Raw genomic sequence first — 19,062 nt, forward strand, 5'->3', positions numbered from 1 at the left:
GGTCACCGCGTCGACCAGCCGTGCGGCGGGCGGCGACGGGTCCGAACAGTAGGGTGGACGCCATGGCTCTCGACAGCGGAACGATCTCCGAACCCGGCAGTGGCGCTCCCGTCGTGGCGGCGCCGGTCGCGAAGGCGATGCCCACCGAGCGGGTGCACCACGGCGACGTGTTCGTCGACGAGTACGAGTGGCTGCGGGACAAGGAGAACTCCGACGTCATCGCCTACTTGGAGGCGGAGAACGCCTACACCGAGGCGCAAACCGCGCACCTGGCCACGCTGCGCGAGACGATCTTCGACGAGATCAAGGCGCGCACCCAGGAGACCGACCTGTCGGTGCCGAGCCGGTTGGGTGACTACTGGTATTACTCGCGCAGCTTCGAAGGCAAGCAGTACGGCGTGCACTGTCGGTGCCCGATCGCCGCCGCCGTGGAGGGCGTCGACGCGTGGACGCCGCCGGTGCTGGACGCGGAGACCGACGTAGCGGGCGAAGAGGTGCTGCTCGACAGCAACGAGCTGGCCGAGGGCCACGACTTCTTCGCGCTGGGCGCGTTCTCGATCAGCCATGACGGCACTCTGCTCGCCTACTCGGTGGACAACGTCGGCGACGAGCGCTACGTGCTGCGGTTCAAGGACCTGCGCACCGGCGAGCTGCTCGGCGACGAGATCGCGGGTACCGCTCCCGGCGCGACGTGGTCGCTGGATGGCAGTCACGTCTTCTATCAAACTGTCGACGAGTCGTGGCGGCCCGATACGGTGTGGCGGCACCGGCTGGGCAGCACCGAGCCCGACGCCAAGGTGTTCCATGAGCCCGACGAGCGCTATTGGGTGAGCATCGGCGCGAGCCGCTCGGAGAAGTACCTGATGATCTGGGTCAGCTCGAAGATCACCAGCGAGGGCTGGGTGTTGGAGTCGGATGAGCCCGAGGGTGAGTTCCGTGTTCTGCTGCCCCGCCGCGAGGGCGTCGAGTACTCCGCCGAGCATGCGGTGGTCGGCGGCGCGAATCGCTTCCTGATCCTGCACAACGACGTGGTGGACGGAGTCAAGGCGGAGAACTTCGTGCTGGCCGAGGCGCCGGTGGACGATCCGTCGAACCTGACGCCGCTGATCGGCCATCGCGACGACGTGCGGCTCGAGGACATCGACGCGTTCCGCGACCACCTGGTGCTCAGCTACCGGCGCGAGGCGCTCACCCGGATCGCGGTGTGGCCGCTGACCGAATCCGGCTACGGCGAACGTCGCGAACTCGACTTCGACCTGGAGCTTTTCGCGGTCGGCGTGGGCTCGAACCCGGAGTGGGCGCAACCCACCCTGCGCATCGGGCTCACCTCGTTCATCACGCCCATGCAGGTATTCGACTATGTCCCGGCCACCGGCGAGCTGCTGCTGCGCAAGGAGCAGCCGGTGCTCGGCGGCTACGACGCGAACGACTATGAGCAGCACCGGGATTGGGCGGTCGCCGCGGACGGCACCCGGATTCCGATCTCGCTGGTCCGGAAGAAGGACGCGGCCGCCGAGGGGCCGAAACCGTTGCTGCTCTACGGTTACGGCTCCTATGAAGCGAGCATCGACCCGACGTTCTCGGTGGCCCGTCTCTCGCTGCTGGATCGCGGCATGGTCTTCGCGGTCGCGCACGTGCGCGGCGGCGGCGAGATGGGCAGGCTGTGGTACGAGCACGGCAAGACGCTGACCAAGAAGAACACCTTCACCGACTTCGTTTCCTGCGCACGGCATCTCATCGATACCGGCGCCACCGCAGCGGACCGGATGATCGCGGACGGGGGTAGCGCGGGCGGCCTGCTGGTCGGCGCGGTGGCGAACCTGGCGCCGGAGTTGTTCGCGGGCATCCTGGCCAACGTCCCGTTCGTCGATCCGCTCACCTCCATCCTCGACCCGTCGCTCCCGCTGACCGTCATCGAGTGGGACGAGTGGGGCAACCCGCTGGCGGACAAGGACGTGTACGAGTACATGAAGTCCTACGCACCCTACGAGAACGTCGAGGCCAAGGACTACCCGGCGATCCTTGCCATCACCAGCTTGAACGACACCCGCGTGCTCTATGTCGAGCCCGCGAAGTGGATCGCCAAGCTGCGGGTCACCGCCACCGGCGACGGGCCGCTGCTGCTCAAGACGGAGATGACCGCGGGCCACGGCGGAGTCAGCGGGCGCTACGAGAAGTGGCGGGAAGTGGCCTTCGAGCACGCCTGGGTGCTCGATACGGTCGGCCTCGCCGACGCGTAAGCCGGGCACGGGAAGCCGGTGGCCGAACGGTAGCGGCGGTGCGCCGATGCCGGGCCACCCGCTCGACACAGGCGTGACGGAGTGTTCGCCGCCTGGTCATTCGGCCTGCACGTCGAGGACATGTGCGGCTGGCACCGTAGGTTCATGAACGCTGCGCTGATCGTGTCGATTTCCGGGATCAGGGACACCACCCGGGACACGGCGATGGAATTCGCCGAGGAGATGGATCGGCGTGGCGTGCCGCTCTCGCTGCTGGTCGCACCGCGGCTGAAGGGGAAATACCGGCTGCTCGACGACCCGGCGACCCAGGCTTGGCTTCGCGGTCGCCGGGCCCGCGGCGACGCCATCGTGCTGCACGGCTACGACCAGGCGGCCACCAAGCGGCGGCGCGCCGAGTTCGCCACCCTGCCCAAGCACGAGGCGCGGTTGCGGTTGACCGCCGCCGACCGGGTGATGGAGCAGGTCGACCTGCGCACCCGACTGTTCGCCGCCCCGCGCTGGGACGCCTCCACGGGCGCGCTCGACGCGCTGCCCGAGGTCGGTTTCCGGCTCGCGCTCGGCCTCACCTCGATCATCGATCTGGAGCGCAATATGGCGCAGAAAGCCCGGGTGTACGGCATCGGTGAGGGCTTCCGTGCCGAGCCGTGGTGGTGCCGCGCCCTGGTGATGGGCGCCGCACGCACCGCCCGCCGCGGCGGGGTGCTCCGCTTGGCCGTGTCCGCCGCGCAGCTGGCGCGCTCCGGCCCGCGCCAGGCCATGCTCGACGCCGTCGACCTCGCGCTGTTCCACGGCGCGGTCGGCGACACCTACCGGTGGGAGCCGTTCCCGGCCGCCCGAGCCGCATGAATGACGCCGCGGCGCGGCGGTGTGACGGCCGCCGCCACGCCGCGGCCGGTCGGCACCGCGTCCGCGCGGCCGATCGGCGCCGCCGCCCGCGAATGGCGTAGCCGGGCGGCGGCGCGGTCGCGATCAGGTCGGCGCGATCTTCGTCTCGGGGACGGCGGGTGTCGCGTCATGCGTGAACCCACCCGCTTCCGCGCGGGTGAGCGAAGTGGAAAATGGTCGCTGTTCCAGTTGTTTCATGCAGCGGGTGAGGTCGGCCAGCAGCAGGTCGGCCATGTCGACGGTGAAGCCGTGGCGGATCACCGCGCGCATGATCGTCTCGTCGTCCCGGTCGGCAGGCAGCGGATACGCCGCGATCAGCCAGCCTCTGGAGCGCAGCCGGTCGGACAGGTCGTAGAGGTTGAATCCGGGATCGCCGGCCAGGCGCCAGCAGACCGCCGTGATGCCGCGCTGCGGGTCGCCGTCATGGATCAGCTCGAAGACCCCGAGCCCGCGCAGACCCGCGGCCAGGTGCTGCGCCGCGCGGTAGATCGCGGACTGCACCCTGGCGTAGCCGGCGCGCCCCAAACGGATGAAGTCGTAGTACTGCGTGATCGCCTGCCCACCGGGCCGGGAGAAGTTGAGGTTGAAGGTGGCCATGCTGCCGCCGAGATAGTCGACGTTGAAGATCAGCTCCTCCGGCAGGTCGGCCGCCTCGCGCCAGATCGCCCAGCCCGCGCCGAGCGGCGCGAGCCCGGTCTTGTGACCGGAGGCGTTGATCGACTTCACCCGCGGCAGCCGGAAGTCCCAGACCAGGTCGGGCGCGGCGAACGGGGCCAGGAAGCCGCCGCTGGCCGCGTCGACGTGGATCGGGATGTCCAGGCCCTTTTCGTCCTGTAGTGCATCGAGCGCGGCGCTGATCCCGGCGACGTCTTCGAACAGACCGGTGTAGGTCTGGCCGAAGGTCGGCACCACCATCATGGTGTTCTCGTCGCAATGTTCCGCGAGGTCGGCGGGCTGCATGGTGAGCCGGTCGCCGCGCAGCGGAATCTGCCGGATCTCGACGTCGAAGTAGCGCGCGAACTTCTCCCAGCAGACCTGAACCGGCCCGCAGACGAAGTTGGGCGTTCCGGTGCCGCCGCGCTTGCGCCAGCGGAATTTGGCTGCGAGTCCGCCGAGCATGGCCGCCTCGCTGGACCCGGTGGTCGAGGTGCCGTGGGTGCCGGTCGGGTCCGGCGCGTGCCACAGATCCGCGACCATCTGGACGCCGCGGCGCTCCAACTCGGCGGTCTGCGGGTATTCGTCCTTGTCGACGATGTTCTTGTCCAGGCATTCGGTCATCAGCCTGCGCGCCTGGTCGTCCACCCAGGTCGTGCAGAAAGTGGCCAGGTTCATCCTGGCGACGCCGTCGAGCATGAGTTCGTCGTGCACGAGTTCATAGGCGACCTGCGGGAACATCTCGTGTGCCGGAAATCCGCCCCGTGGCGCGGACCGGCTGAACCCTGGCAGGGCGAACAGGTCATCGGCTCCTTCGGACATGAATGCGGCCTCCCGATCCGGCTCGTGTGCGGTGTGCCTGTGCGGGCGCCGGTCGCTCGAGGACCGGCTGTGTTGCCGTGCCTTTCGAGGATGCCAACCGATAGCTGGCACGCCTCCCGCCCAGCTTGACACACCGCCTTCCGCTGCGGATGGACTTCACTGATCCGCCGGGTCGTCGCGAACGGCGTGCCGGATCCGAAGACCCGACCGGCTGTGCGGAGTTCGCCCGAGCGGGCGGGGATAGGGTTGGGGGATGACTGAGGATGCTCGTACCGCGGGGTTGCGCGCGAGGGTTGCCGCATTGATGTCGCAAGCGAAAAGTGATCTGGCACAGCTTGTCTCATTTAGATCGGTGGCCGATCCGCGGCAGTTCCCTCCGGAGGAGTGCGACCTGGCGGCGCAGTGGGTCGCCGATGCCTTCGCCGCGGCGGGCCTGACCAAGATCGGCTTGCACGAAACGCAGGACGGCAGCACGGCGGTCGTCGCGTCGCGGCAGGCGCCCGAGGGTGCGCCGACGGTGTTGCTCTACTGTCACTACGACGTTCAGCCGCCGATGGACGAGGGAGCGTGGCGCACTCCGCCCTGGGAGCTGACCGAGCGGGACGGACGCTGGTACGGGCGCGGCAGCGCCGATTGCAAGGGCAACATCGTCATGCATCTGACGGCTTTGCGCGCGCTCCCGGACCTGCCGGTGGGGGTGACGCTGGTCGCGGAGGGCTCAGAGGAGCAGGGCAGCGGTGGACTGGAACGGTTCGTCGAGGCCAACCCGGATCTGCTGCGAGCGGACGCCATCGTGATCGGCGACTGCGGTAACTTCGCCGCCGGTGTGCCGACTCTCACCGAAACATTGCGTGGCAACGTCAATGTGGTGGTCACCATCGAAACCCTCGCCGGTCCGCTGCATTCCGGCATGTTCGGCGGCCCGGCCCCCGACGCGCTGGCCGCGCTGATCCAAGTGCTGGCCTCGCTGCGCGACGAGCGTGGCAACACCACGATCGCCGGAGTGCCGGGCGACCAGGTCTGGCCCGGCGTGCAGTATCCGAGCGAGCAGTTCCACGCCGACGCCGCCGTCCTGCGCGGCGTCGAACTCACCGGCGACGGCACCGTCGCCGACATGCTCTGGGCGCGACCGGCGCTGACCGTGCTCGGCATCGACGCTCCGCCCGTGGTCGGTTCCGCCGCCGCGGTTCCTTCGATCGCCCGCGCCCGCCTCAACCTGCGCATTCCGCCGGGCACCGACCCCGCGCAGGCGTACCGCGCGCTCGTTGCGCACCTCGACGCGCACACGCCGTGGCACGCCGAAGTAACCATCGAACTGGAAGGCATGGGAGCGCCGTTCCGGTCCCGCACCGGCGGACCGGCGCATGTCGCGATGGAGGCGGCGCTGTCCACGTCCTACGGACGCCCGGCGACCACCCAAGGGCAGGGCGGTTCGATACCGCTGTGCAATGTCTTCGCCGCGACCTACCCGGACGCGGAGATCATGCTGCTCGGCGTCGAGGAACCGAAATGCCTCATCCACGCGCCCAACGAGAGCGTCGACCCGAAGGAGATCGAACACATGGCGCTCGCCGAGGCGCTGTTCCTCGCGACCTACGCCGGGTAGCGCTACAGATCCGCGGCGTCCTCCGGCCTGAGCACCCGGAATTCGGTTCCGGCCGGCGCCATTTCGGTCAGGCGGCCGAAGTAGATGCCCTGCGCCTCGGGCTGGATGATGCCGAAGTGTATGGGCAGCGCGACACGCGGACCGACCGCGCGCAGATAATCGACGGCCTCGCTGATCCGCATCCACGGTGCGGCGGCCGGGGCGGCCAGCACGCCGACCGGGACCGGCGGCACCCACAGCGAGTCACCCGGGTGCACGAGCCGGGCCGGGTCGTCCGGGGTGCCCAGCTGGAAGACGGTGTTGTCGATCACGGGTATCTCCGGGTGGATGACGGCGTGCCTGCCGCCGCCCCCGGTGATCTGGAGATCGCCGAGCCTCAACACGTTGCCCGCGCGTACCGGCTCCCACGGCTCGCCGCGCTGCTGAGCCGTCTGCGGATCCGACAGCAACCGTGCGGCTGGATTGGCCTCGATGAGCGCGTCGATACGGTTCGGGTCGATATGGTCGGGATGCTGATGGGTGACCGCGATCGCGTCCAGGCCGGTGAGGCCCTCGAAGCCGTGCGAGAAGGTGCCCGGGTCGAACAGGATCTTCTTGCCGTGCAGCTCGACGAGGAGGCAGGAATGACCGAAGTGGGCTATGCGCATCCCGCCATGCTATCGACGAGAGGTGTGTTCTCGCCGACATCGCCGCGGCTTGGCCGACCCCCGCGGATGCCGCGTCCGACCAGCACAACTACGCTGCTGAGGTAACCCCACAACCACATGAGGAGCAACGCGTGGCACGAGTCGTGGTCGAGGTGATGCCGAAGGCCGAGATCCTGGATCCGCAGGGGCAGGCCATCGTCGGCGCGCTCCCGCGTCTGGGATTCGAGGGCGTCTCGGATGTGCGGCAGGGCAAGCGATTCGAACTCGACGTCGACGACAGCGTCGACGACGCGGCGCTGGAGCAGATCGCCGAATCGCTGCTGTGCAACACCGTGATCGAGGAGTGGAAGGTGGTTCGCGTCTCATGACCGCGCGGATCGGGGTCATTACCTTTCCCGGCACGCTCGATGACGTCGACGCGGCTCGGGCGGTGCGCATGGCCGGGGCCGAGGCGGTCAGCCTGTGGCATGCCGACGCCGACCTGAAGAAGGTCGACGCGGTGATCGTGCCCGGAGGCTTCTCCTACGGCGACTATCTGCGGGCGGGCGCCATCGCCCGATTCGCCCCTGCGATGGGCGAAGTCGTGCGCGCGGCCGGTGCCGGTCTACCGGTGCTGGGGATTTGCAACGGCTTCCAGGTGCTGTGCGAGGCTGGGTTGCTGCCCGGCGCGCTGACCCGTAACGAGGGCCTGCACTTCATCTGCCGGGACGAATGGTTGACCGTGGAGTCGGTTTCCACGGCGTGGACTTCCCGTTTCGAGAAGGGCGCGCAAATCCTCGTCCCGCTCAAGTCCGGCGAGGGCCGTTACCAGGCCTCGGCCGCCGTGCTGGACGAGTTGGAGGGTGAGGGCCGGGTGGTCTTCCGTTACGCGGGCGGCAATCCGAACGGCTCGCAGCGCGGTATCGCGGGCATCGCCTCCACCAACGGTCGCGTCGTCGGTCTGATGCCGCATCCCGAACACGCCACCGAGCCCTTGACCGGCCCCAGCGACGACGGCTTGGGTCTGTTTCTCTCGGTGCTGGACACTTTGGTCTCCGCCTGAGACGTCAACGCCATCAGTGGACACCCGCACCAGGCCTCGGCTACGGAACTTCGGTGGCTGGAGTCGCGCTCGGATGAGTTGAACGAGGAATTGGCGTCCCGGTTACACCAGTTGTGGCGGGAGGGCCGTCGGCGCAGCGACGGTTCATGTCGACCTCGGCTCAAGCGAACCACCGATCCGGAGTGGATCGCGGCGCGCGGCGGCATCGATCGGGTGGATATCGCGAACACTCGCTTTCGCTGGCTGCCCAAAGACTTTCAGCGAGAGAACATCGCGTCGGCGCAGGTCGCGATGTCGCTCGTGCTTTCGGCGCTGCGGGCAGGGCACGATCTGATCAGCGCCGATTTCGTCGAGGACGCCAGCGATGTGGTCCACATAGCGTGGCTGGATCGCAACCGTGCGTGGGCGGAGCCGGAGCAGCTACCGCCGTACCGCGACCTCTCGGAAGCGGAGAAAGAAAAGGACCGGGTGGTCGTTCGAGCAGCGGTGGACCTGGTCGTGGCGCAACTCGGCCGCGCGCGGTAGCAGCGGACGGGTGCACCCTCGACCGAGATGCGGATCAGGCGATGCGGTCGACGATGTCGAAACCGACGCCGTCGGCGCGGGCCAGGTAGCCGTGCTGGATCGCCTGGTTGCCGCGGAAACCCAGGAGCCCGCCCGGGGTTTCGAGGACCAAGCCCTGGTCGAGGGCGTCGAGAATCGCGGGCACCTCGAGCGACCCGACCCTCCGCGCGAGCGCGCCCAGGGTGTGGATGGCTTCGTAGGTAGCGTTGCTGAAGCTGGTGAGCGCGGGGGCGAAGTCGCCGTACCGCCTGCGGTAGCGGGCTCTCCGGTCGCGGCCGTCGGACGTCCGGTCGTCCAGGAAGAAGCTGGACGCCACATAGAGGTTCTGGTTGGCCTCCGGACCTGCCGCCAGCAACACGTTCTCGTCCACGGCCGGGCTGACTCGCAGCTGCGACGCGGCACGGCCGGTGGCGGCGTACTGCTGGTTGAATCGGGACACGTCCGCGCCGACCATCAGAATCACCACCGCGTCGGCCAGGTCCAGCGCCGGGTGGGTGAGGAAGCCGGAGAAGTCCGGCAGCCCCAGCGGGACGAACTGTTCGAGCACGATCGCGACCGGATCGGCCAGGCTGTCGCGAATCGCCTTGGCGGACTGGCGCGGCCAGATGTAGTCGTTGCCGATGACGGCCCAGCGCCGCACGCCGTACTCACGTTCGAGCCAGTGCACGGCGGGCACGGTCTGCCCGGCCGGGTGCTCACCGAGCATCAGTACGCCGGGTAGTTCGTCGGGGAGTCCCTCGTGGCTGGTGGCGTACAGGTAGGGCACCCGGCTGGCGCCGGCCAGGGCCACGGCTCGCCGGACCGCTGAGGTGTGCCAGCCGGTGATGGCGTGCACCATGCCGGTGGCCAGCAGCGCCGAGACCTCGGCGGCGACCTCGTGCGGTTGTCGTCCGCCGTCGATATTCGTGGTACGAATTTCTCGTCCCAGAATTCCCGCACCATAGTTGATTTCATCGACGGCAAGCGATATCGCGGCGTCGCAGGACGGCGCGATGATACCGCCCGGTCCCTGGAGCGGAACTATGTTGAGGATCTCGATCGTGCCCTCTGGGCTCTCCCCGAACGCTGGCATTGGGTACTCTTCTTCTCGTTCGGGCGAAATTCATGGCAGGCAGGAAATAAATGACGTCCATTGTAAGCGGAAATTCCACGCTACATGGCGCGTTGCGTGCCGCGGAGCGCGGTTGGGTGCGGCACTTGGACGCGGCGCTGTGCGCCAGGCAACTCTCGCCGGACCAGTGGTCGATGCTGTCGAATCTTTGTGGCGACGCGGGGATAACGATGACCGAATTGGCGGCCAAATCGCAGCTCGCGCCGTCGTCGGCCACCAGGCACGCGGACTATCTGGCCGAACGCGGCCTGATCTTCCGGCTCGCCGCGCAGGACGATCGACGGCGTGTCCTGATCGGGCTGAGCAGGCTCGGGGCCGACTTGGTCGCCGAGGTACGCGCGGAAGAGGCGCACGCCGAGCAGGAGCTGCGGGGGCGAATCGGAGCGCGCCGATATACCGAACTCATGCGATTGCTCGATCTGGTTTCGATCGCGTCGGAGTAATACTCCGGAGTACAAGATATTCATCCGATGAATGCCGCGAACATCCGATTCGTCTGGTCGTCTAACCATTCTGGCTGTTATGTTCCAATCGGAATCGGCGCGGCCGACGGAGTATTCACACCGCGCGGTTACCTGGAGAATGTGGTATCGGCGGCCGGGCCGGTGTGGCGGAGGCTGAGGTCGTCGCAGAGGGGGTGCTGTGGGACGGAGTCCGTCTGAAGCCGTGCCGGGCGGGCGGAGGCTGAGGTTGCCGCAGAAGGGGTGCTGTGGGACGGAGTCCGTCTGAAGCCGTGCCGGGCGGGCGGAGGCTGAGGTTGCCGCAGAAGGGGTGCTGTGGGACGGAGTCCGTCTGAAGCCGTGCCGGGCGGGCGGAGGCTGAGGTTGCCGCAGAAGGGGTGCTGTGGGACGGAGTCCGTCTGAAGCCGTGCCGGGCGGGCGGAGGCTGAGGTTGCCGCAGAAGGGGTGCTGTGGGACGGAGTCCGTCCGAAGCCGCGCCGGACGAGCGAAGGCGAGGTCGCCGCCTAGGATCGCAGGCATGCCCGTTTCCACCACCGCAGCCACGGCCGCCGGGCTGTGCGCGTTCATCGATGCGTCTCCGTCACCGTTCCACGTCTGTCGGACGGTCGCCGCGGAATTGGACGCGCGCGGGTTCACCCGGCTCGCCGAATCGGAGCCCTGGCCCTCGGGCGGCCCGGGCAGGCACTACGTGGTGCGCGGCGGGTCGCTGGTCGCGTGGGCGACCGGAGAAGATTCGAACGCGGCCCCGTTCCGTGTGGTCGGCGCGCACACCGACAGTCCCAACCTGCGCGTCAAGCAGCATCCGGACCTGAGCTCGGCAGGCTGGCAACTGGTCGGCCTGGAACCCTACGGCGGCGCGTGGCTGAACTCCTGGCTGGATCGCGAGCTCGGCGTCTCGGGGCGGTTGAGCGTGCGCGAGGGAAATGCGGTGCGCGAGCGGCTGGTTCGCATCGATGAACCGATCCTGCGGGTGCCACAGCTGGCCATCCACCTGTCCGAGGACCGCAAGGGCGTCACGCTGGATCCACAGAGGCACGTCAACGCGGTGTGGGGCGTCGGGTACGAGCCCGGCGCTTTCCTCGATTTCGTCGCCGCACGCGCCGAGGTCCAGCCGGGCGAGGTGCTCGGTTGGGAGCTGATGACCCACGATGTGACGCCGAGCAGGTTGGTCGGTCGGGACCAGGATCTGGTCAGTGCGCCGCGCCTGGACAACCAGGGCACCTGCTTCGCGGGGCTGCAAGCCTTTCTGGCCGCGATCGAGGAGCCGGGTGCGGCGGTTCCGGTGCTGGCCATGTTCGACCACGAAGAGGTCGGCAGCCAGTCCGACCGCGGCGCGCAGTCGGATCTGCTTCCCGCCGTGCTGGAGCGCGTCGTGCTCGCCCGCGGCGGCGGACGCGCCGATTACCTTGCCGCGCTGGCCGGTTCGGTGTGCGCGTCCGGTGATATGGCGCACGCGACGCATCCCAACTACCCGGAGCGGCACGAGCCGGCGCACCGGATCCAGGTGAACGGCGGGCCGGTGCTCAAAGTCAACCAGAACCTGCGCTACGCCACCGACGCCACCGGTGCGGGCGCGTTCGCGCTGGCGTGCGCGCAGGCCGCAGTTCCGTTGCAGCGCTACGTGCATCGCGCCGATCTGCCCTGCGGCTCCACGATCGGGCCGATGACCGCGGCGCGCACCGGCATGCCGACCGTCGATGTCGGCGCGCCGCAACTGGCGATGCACTCGGCCCGCGAACTGATGGGTGCTGCCGACGTCCCGGCCTACGCCGCGGCGCTGGCCGCCTTCCTGACGCCCGAGACCACCGGGCGGTAGGTGGCGACCGCTACGACGAACACCGCGAATGTGGCCAGCACGTAACTGCTTCCGATGACTTGCTGCCACCAGGCCCACTCCAGTTCGCGGTCGCGCGAGTGCGGCAACAGCCAGTGCGGACCGATCAGGAACAGCACGGTGCCCGCCGCGACCACGCCGATCAGCCGCGGGCTGCGCGCGCCACGCACCATCAGGTCGGCGGTGAGCACCAGCGCGGGCGCGATCCACACCCAGTGATGCGACCAGGACACCGGCGACACCAGAAGAATCGCGGCGGCGTTCACCAGCAGCGCCGCGACGGTCGCGCCCGCGTCGATCAGCCTGCGCATCCACACCGCGGCGAGCGCGACGGCGACCAGCGACAAAGCGATCCACAGCACCGTGGCCACCGAATCATCGACGCCGAGACGGTACGTCATGCCCTTGATGGACTGGTTGCCCGCGAAATAGGGCGGGCCGATCCGGCCGGTGTCGGCGAGTGTGCTGAACCAGTAGTCCACGGAATCGCTGGGAAACAGCAGGAATCCGAGACCGACCGCCGCGATCGTGGAGACCACCAGCGTGCCGACGGCCTTCCAGTCTTTGCGCAGGAGGAAGTACAGCAGGTAACCGGCCGGGATCAGCTTTACCGACACCGCGATGCCGATCAGCATGCCGCGCGGCCAGAACGGCTTGCGCACCAGGCAATCCAGCGTGATGGCAGCCATCAGCACCAGGTTGACCTGGCCGAAGCCGAAGGTCTGGCGGATCGGCTCGAAGAACTGCGCCACCGCGACCGCGCCGATCACCAGGGTGAGCACGGTCAGCCGGGACAACTCGGGACGCAGGCGCACCAGCACCAACCAGACGGCGATACCCAGGCTCGCTATGGATGTGGCGGTCACCAGCGCCTCGGCGAGGGTGAGCGGCATCAGGGCCAGCGGCGCGAAGAACAGCGCGGCCAGCGGCGGATAGGTGAACGGCAGCCCGATGCCCTCCACCGGCGGCATCGGACCGTACAGTTCGCCGCCGTCCAACCAGACCCGGGCGCCGTTGCGGTACACCTGTAGATCGATGTAGCCATGCCACCAGTGCGCCAGCAGCGACACGATCGCCGACACCGCGAACAGCGCGATGGCAGCAACCAGCCAGCGCACTTGCGGCGATGACAGGCTCTGCGGTGCGCTACCTGGCGCGGCTCCGGAATCTTCGCTCCGGGATCGCGCGACGTCCGTGGCGACCGAACGCCCATCGGGATTCGCGACCCCCGATCCTTCGTTCACCGGCTCAGAGTAGCCGGTGCGCGCGGCGGCTCGGCTGGTCGACCCGGGTGGCGATATCGCACGTGGGACCGCATCCCGCGGACCCGCTCTCGCATTCGCGGGCACCCCCGTGGCGGCCTCAGCTGCGTGGCCCGTACCCACTGCCTTTAGACTTACACCCAGGCATCTCGCCGCAACCCAGTGACAACGTTCGTCGCTTCGCTGAGTTCGCCCAACCCGCCGGCTCCGCCGGCTTGCCGACCCTCCTGCCCGGCCGAAAGGACCCTGGTACTCCGTGACTCCGCAGGTCGACACCGTCAGCGCAGCCGCAGCAAACCCCGATGTGCCGCAACCCTACAAAGAGCTGGGCCTCAAGGACGACGAATACGCCCGCATCAAGGAAATCCTCGGTCGCAGGCCGACCGACGCCGAACTGGCGATTTACTCCGTGATGTGGAGCGAGCACTGCTCCTACAAGTCCTCGAAGGTGCACCTGCGCTACTTCGGGCAGACCACCACCGACGAAATGCGCGAGTCGATGCTCGCCGGTATCGGGGAGAACGCGGGCGTGGTGGACGTCGGCGACGGCTGGGCGGTCACCTTCAAGGTGGAAAGCCACAACCATCCCTCCTATGTCGAGCCGTACCAGGGCGCGGCCACCGGCGTCGGCGGCATCGTGCGCGACATCATGGCGATGGGCGCGCGCCCGATCGCGGTGATGGACCAGCTGCGTTTCGGCGCGGCGGACGCGACCGACACCCGTCGCGTGGTGGACGGCGTGGTGCGCGGCGTCGGCGGCTACGGTAACTCGCTCGGCCTGCCGAACGTCGGCGGTGAGACCGTGTTCGATGCCTCCTACCAGGGCAATCCGCTGGTGAACGCGCTGTGCGCCGGCGTGATGCGGGTCGAGGACCTGCACCTGGCCTTCGCGTCCGGCGCAGGCAACAAGATCGTGCTGTTCGGCGCGCGCACCGGGCTGGACGGCATCGGCGGCGTGTCGGTGCTGGCCTCGGACACCTTCTCCGGCGACGAGTCCGGCGCGGGCCGCAAGAAGCTGCCCTCGGTGCAGGTCGGCGACCCGTTCACCGAGAAGGTGCTGATCGAGTGTTGTCTCGAGCTGTACGCGGCCGAGCTGGTGGTCGGCATCCAGGACCTCGGCGGCGCCGGGTTGTCCTGCGCCACTTCCGAGCTCGCGGCGGCCGGTGACGGCGGCATGCACATCGAGCTGGACAAGGTGCCGCTGCGCGCGGCGAATATGACTCCCGCCGAGGTGCTCTCCAGCGAATCGCAGGAGCGTATGTGCGCGGTGGTCACCCCGGAGAACGTGGACGCGTTCCTGGCCGTGTGCCGCAAGTGGGACGTGCTGGCCACGGTGATCGGCGAGGTCACCGAGGGCGACCGGCTGGTGGTCGCCTGGCACGGCGAGACCGTGGTGGACGTGCCGCCGCGCACCGTCGCGCACGAGGGCCCGGTGTACGAACGCCCGGTCGCGCGCCCCGACGAGCAGGACGCGCTGATCGCTGACACCCCCGACCGGCTGACTCGGCCCAGGACGGCCGAGGAGCTGCGCGCCACCCTGCTGCAGATGATCTCCAGCCCGCAGCTGTGCAGCCGCAAGTGGATCACCGAACAGTACGACCGCTACGTGCGCGGCAACACCGTGCTGGCCGAACACGCCGATGCGGGCGTCATCCGGATCGACGAGCAGACCGGCCGCGGCATCGCGCTGGCCACCGACGCCTCCGGTCGCTACACCAAGCTGGATCCCTACACCGGCGCGCAGCTCGCGCTGGCCGAGGCCTACCGCAATGTGGCCACCACCGGTGCGACGCCGAAGGCCGTCACCAACTGCCTGAACTTCGGTTCGCCGGAGGACCCGGGCGTGATGTGGCAATTCCAGCAGGCGGTGCGCGGTCTCGCCGACGGCTGCGTGGCACTCGGCATCCCGGTCACCGGCGGCAATGTCAGCTTCTACAACCAGACCGGCCAGACCGCGATCCTGCCGACCCCGGTGGTCGGCGTGCTCGGCGTGATCGACGACGTGCACCGCCGCATCCCGACCGGGCTCGGCCTGGAGCCGGGCGAGACGCTGATCCTGCTCGGCGACACCAACGACGAGTTCGGCGGTTCGATCTGGTCGCAGGTCGCACACGACCATCTCGGCGGCGTCCCGCCGAAGGTCGATTTCGCGCGCGAGCAGTTGCTCGCCGAGGTGCTGACCGCTGGTTCCCGCGACGGCATGATCAGTGCAGCGCACGACCTTTCGGAGGGCGGCCTGGCCCAGGCCGTCGTCGAGGCCGCGCTCGCCGGTGAGACCGGTTGCCGCATTCTGCTTCCCGAGGACGCGGACCCGTTCGTCATGCTGTTCTCCGAATCGGCGGGGCGGGTCCTCGTCGCCGTGCCGCGCTCGGAGGAGACCCGGTTCACCCGTATGTGCACTGCGCGCGAACTGCCGTGGGTGCGCATCGGCGTGGTCGACCAGGGATCGGATTCGGTTGAGGTGCAGGGCCAGTTCTCCATCGCCATGGACGAGCTGCGCGCCGCGCACGAGGGCACGCTGCCGAAGCTGTTCGGCGCCGGCACGGTCTGAACGCCCACCTGGGCGGGCCTGGACCCCTCGATTACCGGGCCCGCCCAGGTGCGCGTGGTCAGGCGACGGATGTGAACGGATCGTGCTCAGCGAGCAGCTTTTCCATCCGCGCCTGGTCGATGCGACCGTGCACGGTCGCGGCTTCGTGCTGGTCGCGGACCACTTTCGCCAAGGTGAAGGTGCTGGTGACCAGGAAGAGGACGGACATCGCCAGGAATCCGCGCTGCCAGATGTCCAGGGGCAGTGCGAAGATGCCGATACCCACCCCGACGAAGCTGACGCCGAAGGCGACCGCGGCCTGTGCGACGAATGCCGCGGTGGCTTTCGGGCGTGCGCTCGGTGTGCTCATGGATAGGAAGTCTGCGGATCGCGCTGCGCCCGCGCCCGCGTACAACTACTCGAGCGGGCTGGGTAGTTGCCATGGACGACATCCGTTGCAGGGCTCTCCCAACCGTTCGGCGTGATCTGCGCCGCCCGCGCCCGCGTTCCTCCGGGCACGCGACGGATCGTCGGTGGCGACCGCCATACTGGTCGAATGCTGGAGACCGCCGGGGCTATGCGGAGGCTGCGCACACGCGCCGTCGCGGTCGTCCGGCGCGCCGAGGAGATCATCGACCTGAACTACGTCGGCCTTGTGGTCGCGACGGTGTTCTTCGCGCTGTCGGTGACGCCGTCGTTGCTGCCGCGTGACTGGCTGTTCCAGGGCTTGATCAGCGGGATCAACGCCGCGCTCGGGTACGGGGCAGGCTGTCTGCTGGAGTGGTTGTTCCGGCTGTGGGTGCGTCCCCGGCTGAAGTTCTCCACGCCGCCCACCTGGGTGCGCTACACGGTGAAGTCGGCGATTCTGTTCACCGCCGCGCTGAGCGCCGCCCTCATGCTGGTGCAATCGGCGCGGTGGCAGCGCGAGATCACCGCCCTGATGGGGATGGCGGGCACGACCACGCCCGCCTACCTGCGCACCGGACTGCTCAGCCTGGCCGTCGGCGCCGCGGCCGTCGCGGTGTTCCGGACGGTGCGGGAGATCATCCGCTTCCTGGCTCGCCTGCTCAACCGGTGGGTCAGGGTGCCGCGCGAGCTGGCTCCGGCCGCCGGGTTCCTGGTGCTGGTTGTGTTCGCGGTGACGATCTTCAACGGCGTGGCCGTGCGGGCGTTCTTCGCGGTGGCGAACTCGGCTTTCAGCGTGCGCAACGACCACACCTCGGTGAACGCGGTCCAGCCGCAGCAACCGGAGCGCTCCGGCAGCCCTGGCTCCCTGGCGAAATGGGAGACCCTCGGGTTCGAAGGACGGTGGTTCGTCTCGCACGGCCCCAGCGCCGGCCGGATCACCTCGGTCACCGGCCGCCCCGCCAAGGAACCGATCCGGGCCTATGTGGGGTTGGAGTCGGTCGCAGGCGACAAAGAACCTGCCGAGCTCGCGGTGGCCGAACTGGAGCGGGCCGGCGCGTTCGACCGGCAAGTGCTCGTGGTGGTCACCACCACCGGAACGGGCTGGGTGAACTCCCTGGCCGCGGCGGCCGTCGAGTACATGTACGACGGTGACACCGCCATTGTGGCCACGCAGTACTCGTACCTGCCGAGCGTGCTGTCGTTCCTGGCCGACCGCAGCAAGGCCGCCGCGGCGAGCAGAGACTTGTTCGACGCGGTGTACCAGCACTGGACCGCACGCCCGCCACAGCTGCGACCCGAGCTGCTGGTGTACGGCGAGAGCCTGGGCTCGGAGGGGTCCGAGGCAGCGTTCGACGGGCTGGCCGACCTGCGCGCCAAGGTGGACGGGGCGCTGTGGGTCGGCCCGCCGAACTCCAACCGGCTGTGGCAGCAGTTCGTCGAGCGCCGCGATCCGGGTTCGCCCGAGGTCGAGCCGGTGTACGCGGACGGTCTCGTGGTCCGGTTCGCCTCCGACAGCGCCGACCTGGCGCGGCCCACGTCGGAATGGCGTCCGCCGCGCATCGCCTATCTGCAGCACGCGTCCGACCCGATCGTCTGGTGGTCGACGGATCTGATCTTCTCGCAACCGGATTGGCTGTCCGAGCCGCGCGGTTCGGACGTGTCCTCGCAGATGCGCTGGTGGCCGTTCGTCACCTTCTGGCAGGTCGCCGCCGACCTCACCAACGCGCAGGGCGTCACCGACGGACACGGGCACCGCTACGGCAGCCTGGTGCTGGACGGCTGGGCAGCCATCGCGGCGCCGCCGGACTGGACCGCGGAAAGGTCCGAACGCATCCGGGCCGAAGTGGAGTCCGCGGAGGAATACGAGCGGACGACCAAGTGAGCATCGGGCGCGTCGCAGGAACGGTTGCGGCCGTCGTGCTTCCGCTGGCGTGGAGCAACGTGGTCCTGCCGCGCCTCGGTCTCGGCGTGCGCAAGCGCACCGCCACCAACGCCGGATTCGCCACGGGATATGCGCTTGCGCTGCGCGGTAGTCCGAACTGGTGCTCCAAAGACGGTGTGCGTTATGGGATGCTCGCCGCCTCGGTGGTCGCCGCCGGTTATGGTGCCGCCCTTGCCCTTCCACCGGCGCGGAGGTTCGTGGGTGCGATCGCCGACCGGGGGCCGGAAGTGTCGACGGTCGAGTGGGTCGCCGTGCACATCCCGATCGGCACCGTCTACAGCGAGGAACTCGTCTTCCGCGGCACTCTGGACCCACTGCTGGACCAGGCTTTCGGTGTGCGAACGGGTGCACTGCTCAGCGCGGCGACCTTCGGCCTCTGGCACATCGCGCCTGCACGTGCGGCGGGCGACAGCGTGCCCGCGACCATCGCCGCGACCACGGCGGGCGGTCTTATCTTCGGCCGGCTGCGCCACCGCTCCGGCGGCGCCACCGCTCCGGCTCTGCTGCACCTGGCGGTGAACGCGGGCGGAGCCGTCGCCCCGCGCCTGGCGCGCCACCTCGAAGGCTCCTTTCGCGAACGCTGAGCCGTCTTTGGATTGATCGCGAGGCGGCCCGCGGGCGTGTGGCCCGGTGCCTGTCAGCGGCTGTGGACAACCGCGCGCCGCCATCGTTTCCCGTGATTCGTCGTCGCGGCTCGACGCGAGAGTTCGCGCGCTCGGCATCGTGCACCAGTGTCTGACCGATCTCTGCCGCATCGGCCCGGCGCTCGCTCGCGGGACGCCCCGCGATCCGGAAGGGACCGGACCGCGCCTCAGCGACAACACGAACATGCCGCGACGGGTACCTGTCTGCCTGGCGCGCGCGCCGCCGACATGGCCGTGCACATCACCATCTGCCCTGCTCATTAGAGGCCTGGGCGGTCGCTGGGAGATGTGCGTCAGCGGATTGGCCTCCTGGTCGGTATCCCCGTCGGCTGCAAGTTGCGCACATCGTTCCCGAATGGGTACATTGTTCGCATGGCGCGAACAGTGTGCGCAAAGAAGAAGGGAAGCAA

16 protein-coding genes are annotated in these 19,062 nt (G+C 68.9%); 11 read left to right on the top strand and 5 right to left on the bottom strand.

Going from position 1 to position 19,062, the window contains the following annotated elements; all coding sequences use genetic code 11:
- The first annotated feature begins 62 nt into the window (after positions 1-62).
- Together OHA40_RS18760 and OHA40_RS18765 are read left to right on the top strand one after the other, a co-directional pair.
- Positions 63-2,240: a S9 family peptidase gene (locus OHA40_RS18760; protein ID WP_330228221.1), complete on the top strand. Its 2,178-nt coding sequence runs from the start codon at positions 63-65 to the stop codon at positions 2,238-2,240.
- 144 nt (positions 2,241-2,384) lie between these two features.
- Positions 2,385-3,086 (top strand): DUF2334 domain-containing protein, encoded by a 702-nt coding sequence (locus OHA40_RS18765; RefSeq protein ID WP_330228222.1) that lies wholly within the window; start codon positions 2,385-2,387, stop codon positions 3,084-3,086.
- 123 nt (positions 3,087-3,209) lie between these two features.
- On the opposite strand, the gene OHA40_RS18770 is transcribed toward OHA40_RS18765, so the two are convergent.
- Positions 3,210-4,601: a glutamate decarboxylase gene (locus OHA40_RS18770; protein ID WP_330228223.1), complete on the bottom strand. Its 1,392-nt coding sequence runs from the start codon at positions 4,599-4,601 to the stop codon at positions 3,210-3,212.
- 253 nt (positions 4,602-4,854) lie between these two features.
- Between OHA40_RS18770 and OHA40_RS18775 the strand changes: the two genes are divergently transcribed.
- Entirely contained in the window at positions 4,855-6,207 is a 1,353-nt protein-coding gene (locus OHA40_RS18775) for a dipeptidase (protein WP_330228224.1), read from the top strand.
- A 2-nt stretch (positions 6,208-6,209) separates the two neighbouring features.
- Here the strand turns inward: OHA40_RS18775 and OHA40_RS18780 are convergent, their stop codons facing one another.
- A complete protein-coding gene (locus OHA40_RS18780; protein WP_330228225.1) occupies positions 6,210-6,854 on the bottom strand; it encodes an MBL fold metallo-hydrolase in 645 nt (214 codons plus the stop codon).
- Between the two features lie 131 nt (positions 6,855-6,985).
- On the opposite strand from OHA40_RS18780, the gene purS reads away from it, so the two are divergent.
- The 3 genes from purS to OHA40_RS18795 all read left to right on the top strand — a co-directional run bounded on the left by purS (position 6,986) and on the right by OHA40_RS18795 (position 8,421).
- Complete coding sequence (gene purS / locus OHA40_RS18785; protein WP_039794963.1) at positions 6,986-7,222, top strand: phosphoribosylformylglycinamidine synthase subunit PurS; 237 nt, start codon at positions 6,986-6,988, stop codon at positions 7,220-7,222.
- Positions 7,219-7,896, top strand: a complete 678-nt coding sequence (gene purQ, locus OHA40_RS18790) for a phosphoribosylformylglycinamidine synthase subunit PurQ (protein ID WP_330228226.1) — start codon at positions 7,219-7,221, stop codon at positions 7,894-7,896. Before purS ends, purQ begins: the two co-directional genes overlap by 4 nt.
- 78 nt (positions 7,897-7,974) lie before the next feature.
- The gene (locus OHA40_RS18795; protein WP_330228227.1) at positions 7,975-8,421 is read left to right on the top strand and encodes a hypothetical protein; all 447 of its coding nucleotides are present in this window, start codon (positions 7,975-7,977) and stop codon (positions 8,419-8,421) included.
- 34 nt (positions 8,422-8,455) lie between these two features.
- Here OHA40_RS18795 and OHA40_RS18800 read toward each other — a convergent pair whose 3' ends face one another.
- Positions 8,456-9,532 carry a substrate-binding domain-containing protein gene (locus OHA40_RS18800; RefSeq protein ID WP_330228228.1) on the bottom strand — a complete coding sequence of 359 codons (1,077 nt, stop codon included), beginning with the start codon at positions 9,530-9,532 and terminating at the stop codon, positions 8,456-8,458.
- Positions 9,533-9,582: 50 nt separating this feature from the next.
- Between OHA40_RS18800 and OHA40_RS18805 the strand changes: the two genes are divergently transcribed.
- The gene (locus OHA40_RS18805; RefSeq protein WP_330228229.1) at positions 9,583-10,014 is read left to right on the top strand and encodes a MarR family winged helix-turn-helix transcriptional regulator; all 432 of its coding nucleotides are present in this window, start codon (positions 9,583-9,585) and stop codon (positions 10,012-10,014) included.
- A 535-nt stretch (positions 10,015-10,549) separates the two neighbouring features.
- Entirely contained in the window at positions 10,550-11,848 is a 1,299-nt protein-coding gene (locus OHA40_RS18810; protein WP_330228230.1) for a M18 family aminopeptidase, read from the top strand.
- Here the strand turns inward: OHA40_RS18810 and OHA40_RS18815 are convergent.
- Positions 11,797-13,110 carry a glycosyltransferase 87 family protein gene (locus tag OHA40_RS18815; protein WP_330228231.1) on the bottom strand — a complete coding sequence of 438 codons (1,314 nt, stop codon included), beginning with the start codon at positions 13,108-13,110 and terminating at the stop codon, positions 11,797-11,799. The two genes, OHA40_RS18810 and OHA40_RS18815, sit on opposite strands and share 52 nt — an antisense overlap.
- Before the next feature lie 274 nt (positions 13,111-13,384).
- On the opposite strand from OHA40_RS18815, the gene purL reads away from it, so the two are divergent.
- On the top strand, positions 13,385-15,679 hold the full coding sequence (gene purL, locus OHA40_RS18820; protein ID WP_330228232.1) for a phosphoribosylformylglycinamidine synthase subunit PurL: 2,295 nt from the start codon (positions 13,385-13,387) through the stop codon (positions 15,677-15,679).
- 58 nt (positions 15,680-15,737) lie between these two features.
- On the opposite strand, the gene OHA40_RS18825 is transcribed toward purL, so the two are convergent.
- Positions 15,738-16,028 (bottom strand): YiaA/YiaB family inner membrane protein, encoded by a 291-nt coding sequence (locus OHA40_RS18825; protein WP_330228233.1) that lies wholly within the window; start codon positions 16,026-16,028, stop codon positions 15,738-15,740.
- A 186-nt stretch (positions 16,029-16,214) separates the two neighbouring features.
- Here OHA40_RS18825 and OHA40_RS18830 point away from each other — a divergent pair, with 186 nt between their 5' ends.
- Positions 16,215-17,948, top strand: coding sequence for an alpha/beta hydrolase (locus OHA40_RS18830; RefSeq protein WP_330228234.1), 1,734 nt, complete (start codon positions 16,215-16,217; stop codon positions 17,946-17,948).
- The gene (locus tag OHA40_RS18835) at positions 17,945-18,592 is read left to right on the top strand and encodes a CPBP family intramembrane glutamic endopeptidase (protein WP_330228235.1); all 648 of its coding nucleotides are present in this window, start codon (positions 17,945-17,947) and stop codon (positions 18,590-18,592) included. Before OHA40_RS18830 ends, OHA40_RS18835 begins: the two co-directional genes overlap by 4 nt.
- The last annotated feature ends 470 nt before the right edge of the window (positions 18,593-19,062 follow it).

It is taken from the genome of Nocardia sp. NBC_00508 (assembly GCF_036346875.1).
GTDB lineage: Bacteria > Actinomycetota > Actinomycetes > Mycobacteriales > Mycobacteriaceae > Nocardia.

Excerpts from the sequence above, each read along its gene's own strand:
- OHA40_RS18760 (WP_330228221.1), top strand. The coding sequence starts at position 63 with ATGGCTCTCGACAGCGGAACGATCTCCGAACCCGGCAGTGGCGCTCCC.
- OHA40_RS18765 (WP_330228222.1), top strand. The coding sequence starts at position 2,385 with ATGAACGCTGCGCTGATCGTGTCGATTTCCGGGATCAGGGACACCACC.
- OHA40_RS18770 (WP_330228223.1), bottom strand. The coding sequence starts at position 4,601 with ATGTCCGAAGGAGCCGATGACCTGTTCGCCCTGCCAGGGTTCAGCCGG.
- OHA40_RS18775 (WP_330228224.1), top strand. The coding sequence starts at position 4,855 with ATGACTGAGGATGCTCGTACCGCGGGGTTGCGCGCGAGGGTTGCCGCA.
- OHA40_RS18780 (WP_330228225.1), bottom strand. The coding sequence starts at position 6,854 with ATGCGCATAGCCCACTTCGGTCATTCCTGCCTCCTCGTCGAGCTGCAC.
- purQ (WP_330228226.1), top strand. The coding sequence starts at position 7,219 with ATGACCGCGCGGATCGGGGTCATTACCTTTCCCGGCACGCTCGATGAC.
- OHA40_RS18800 (WP_330228228.1), bottom strand. The coding sequence starts at position 9,532 with ATGCCAGCGTTCGGGGAGAGCCCAGAGGGCACGATCGAGATCCTCAAC.
- OHA40_RS18805 (WP_330228229.1), top strand. The coding sequence starts at position 9,583 with ATGACGTCCATTGTAAGCGGAAATTCCACGCTACATGGCGCGTTGCGT.
- OHA40_RS18810 (WP_330228230.1), top strand. The coding sequence starts at position 10,550 with ATGCCCGTTTCCACCACCGCAGCCACGGCCGCCGGGCTGTGCGCGTTC.
- OHA40_RS18825 (WP_330228233.1), bottom strand. The coding sequence starts at position 16,028 with ATGAGCACACCGAGCGCACGCCCGAAAGCCACCGCGGCATTCGTCGCA.
- OHA40_RS18830 (WP_330228234.1), top strand. The coding sequence starts at position 16,215 with ATGCTGGAGACCGCCGGGGCTATGCGGAGGCTGCGCACACGCGCCGTC.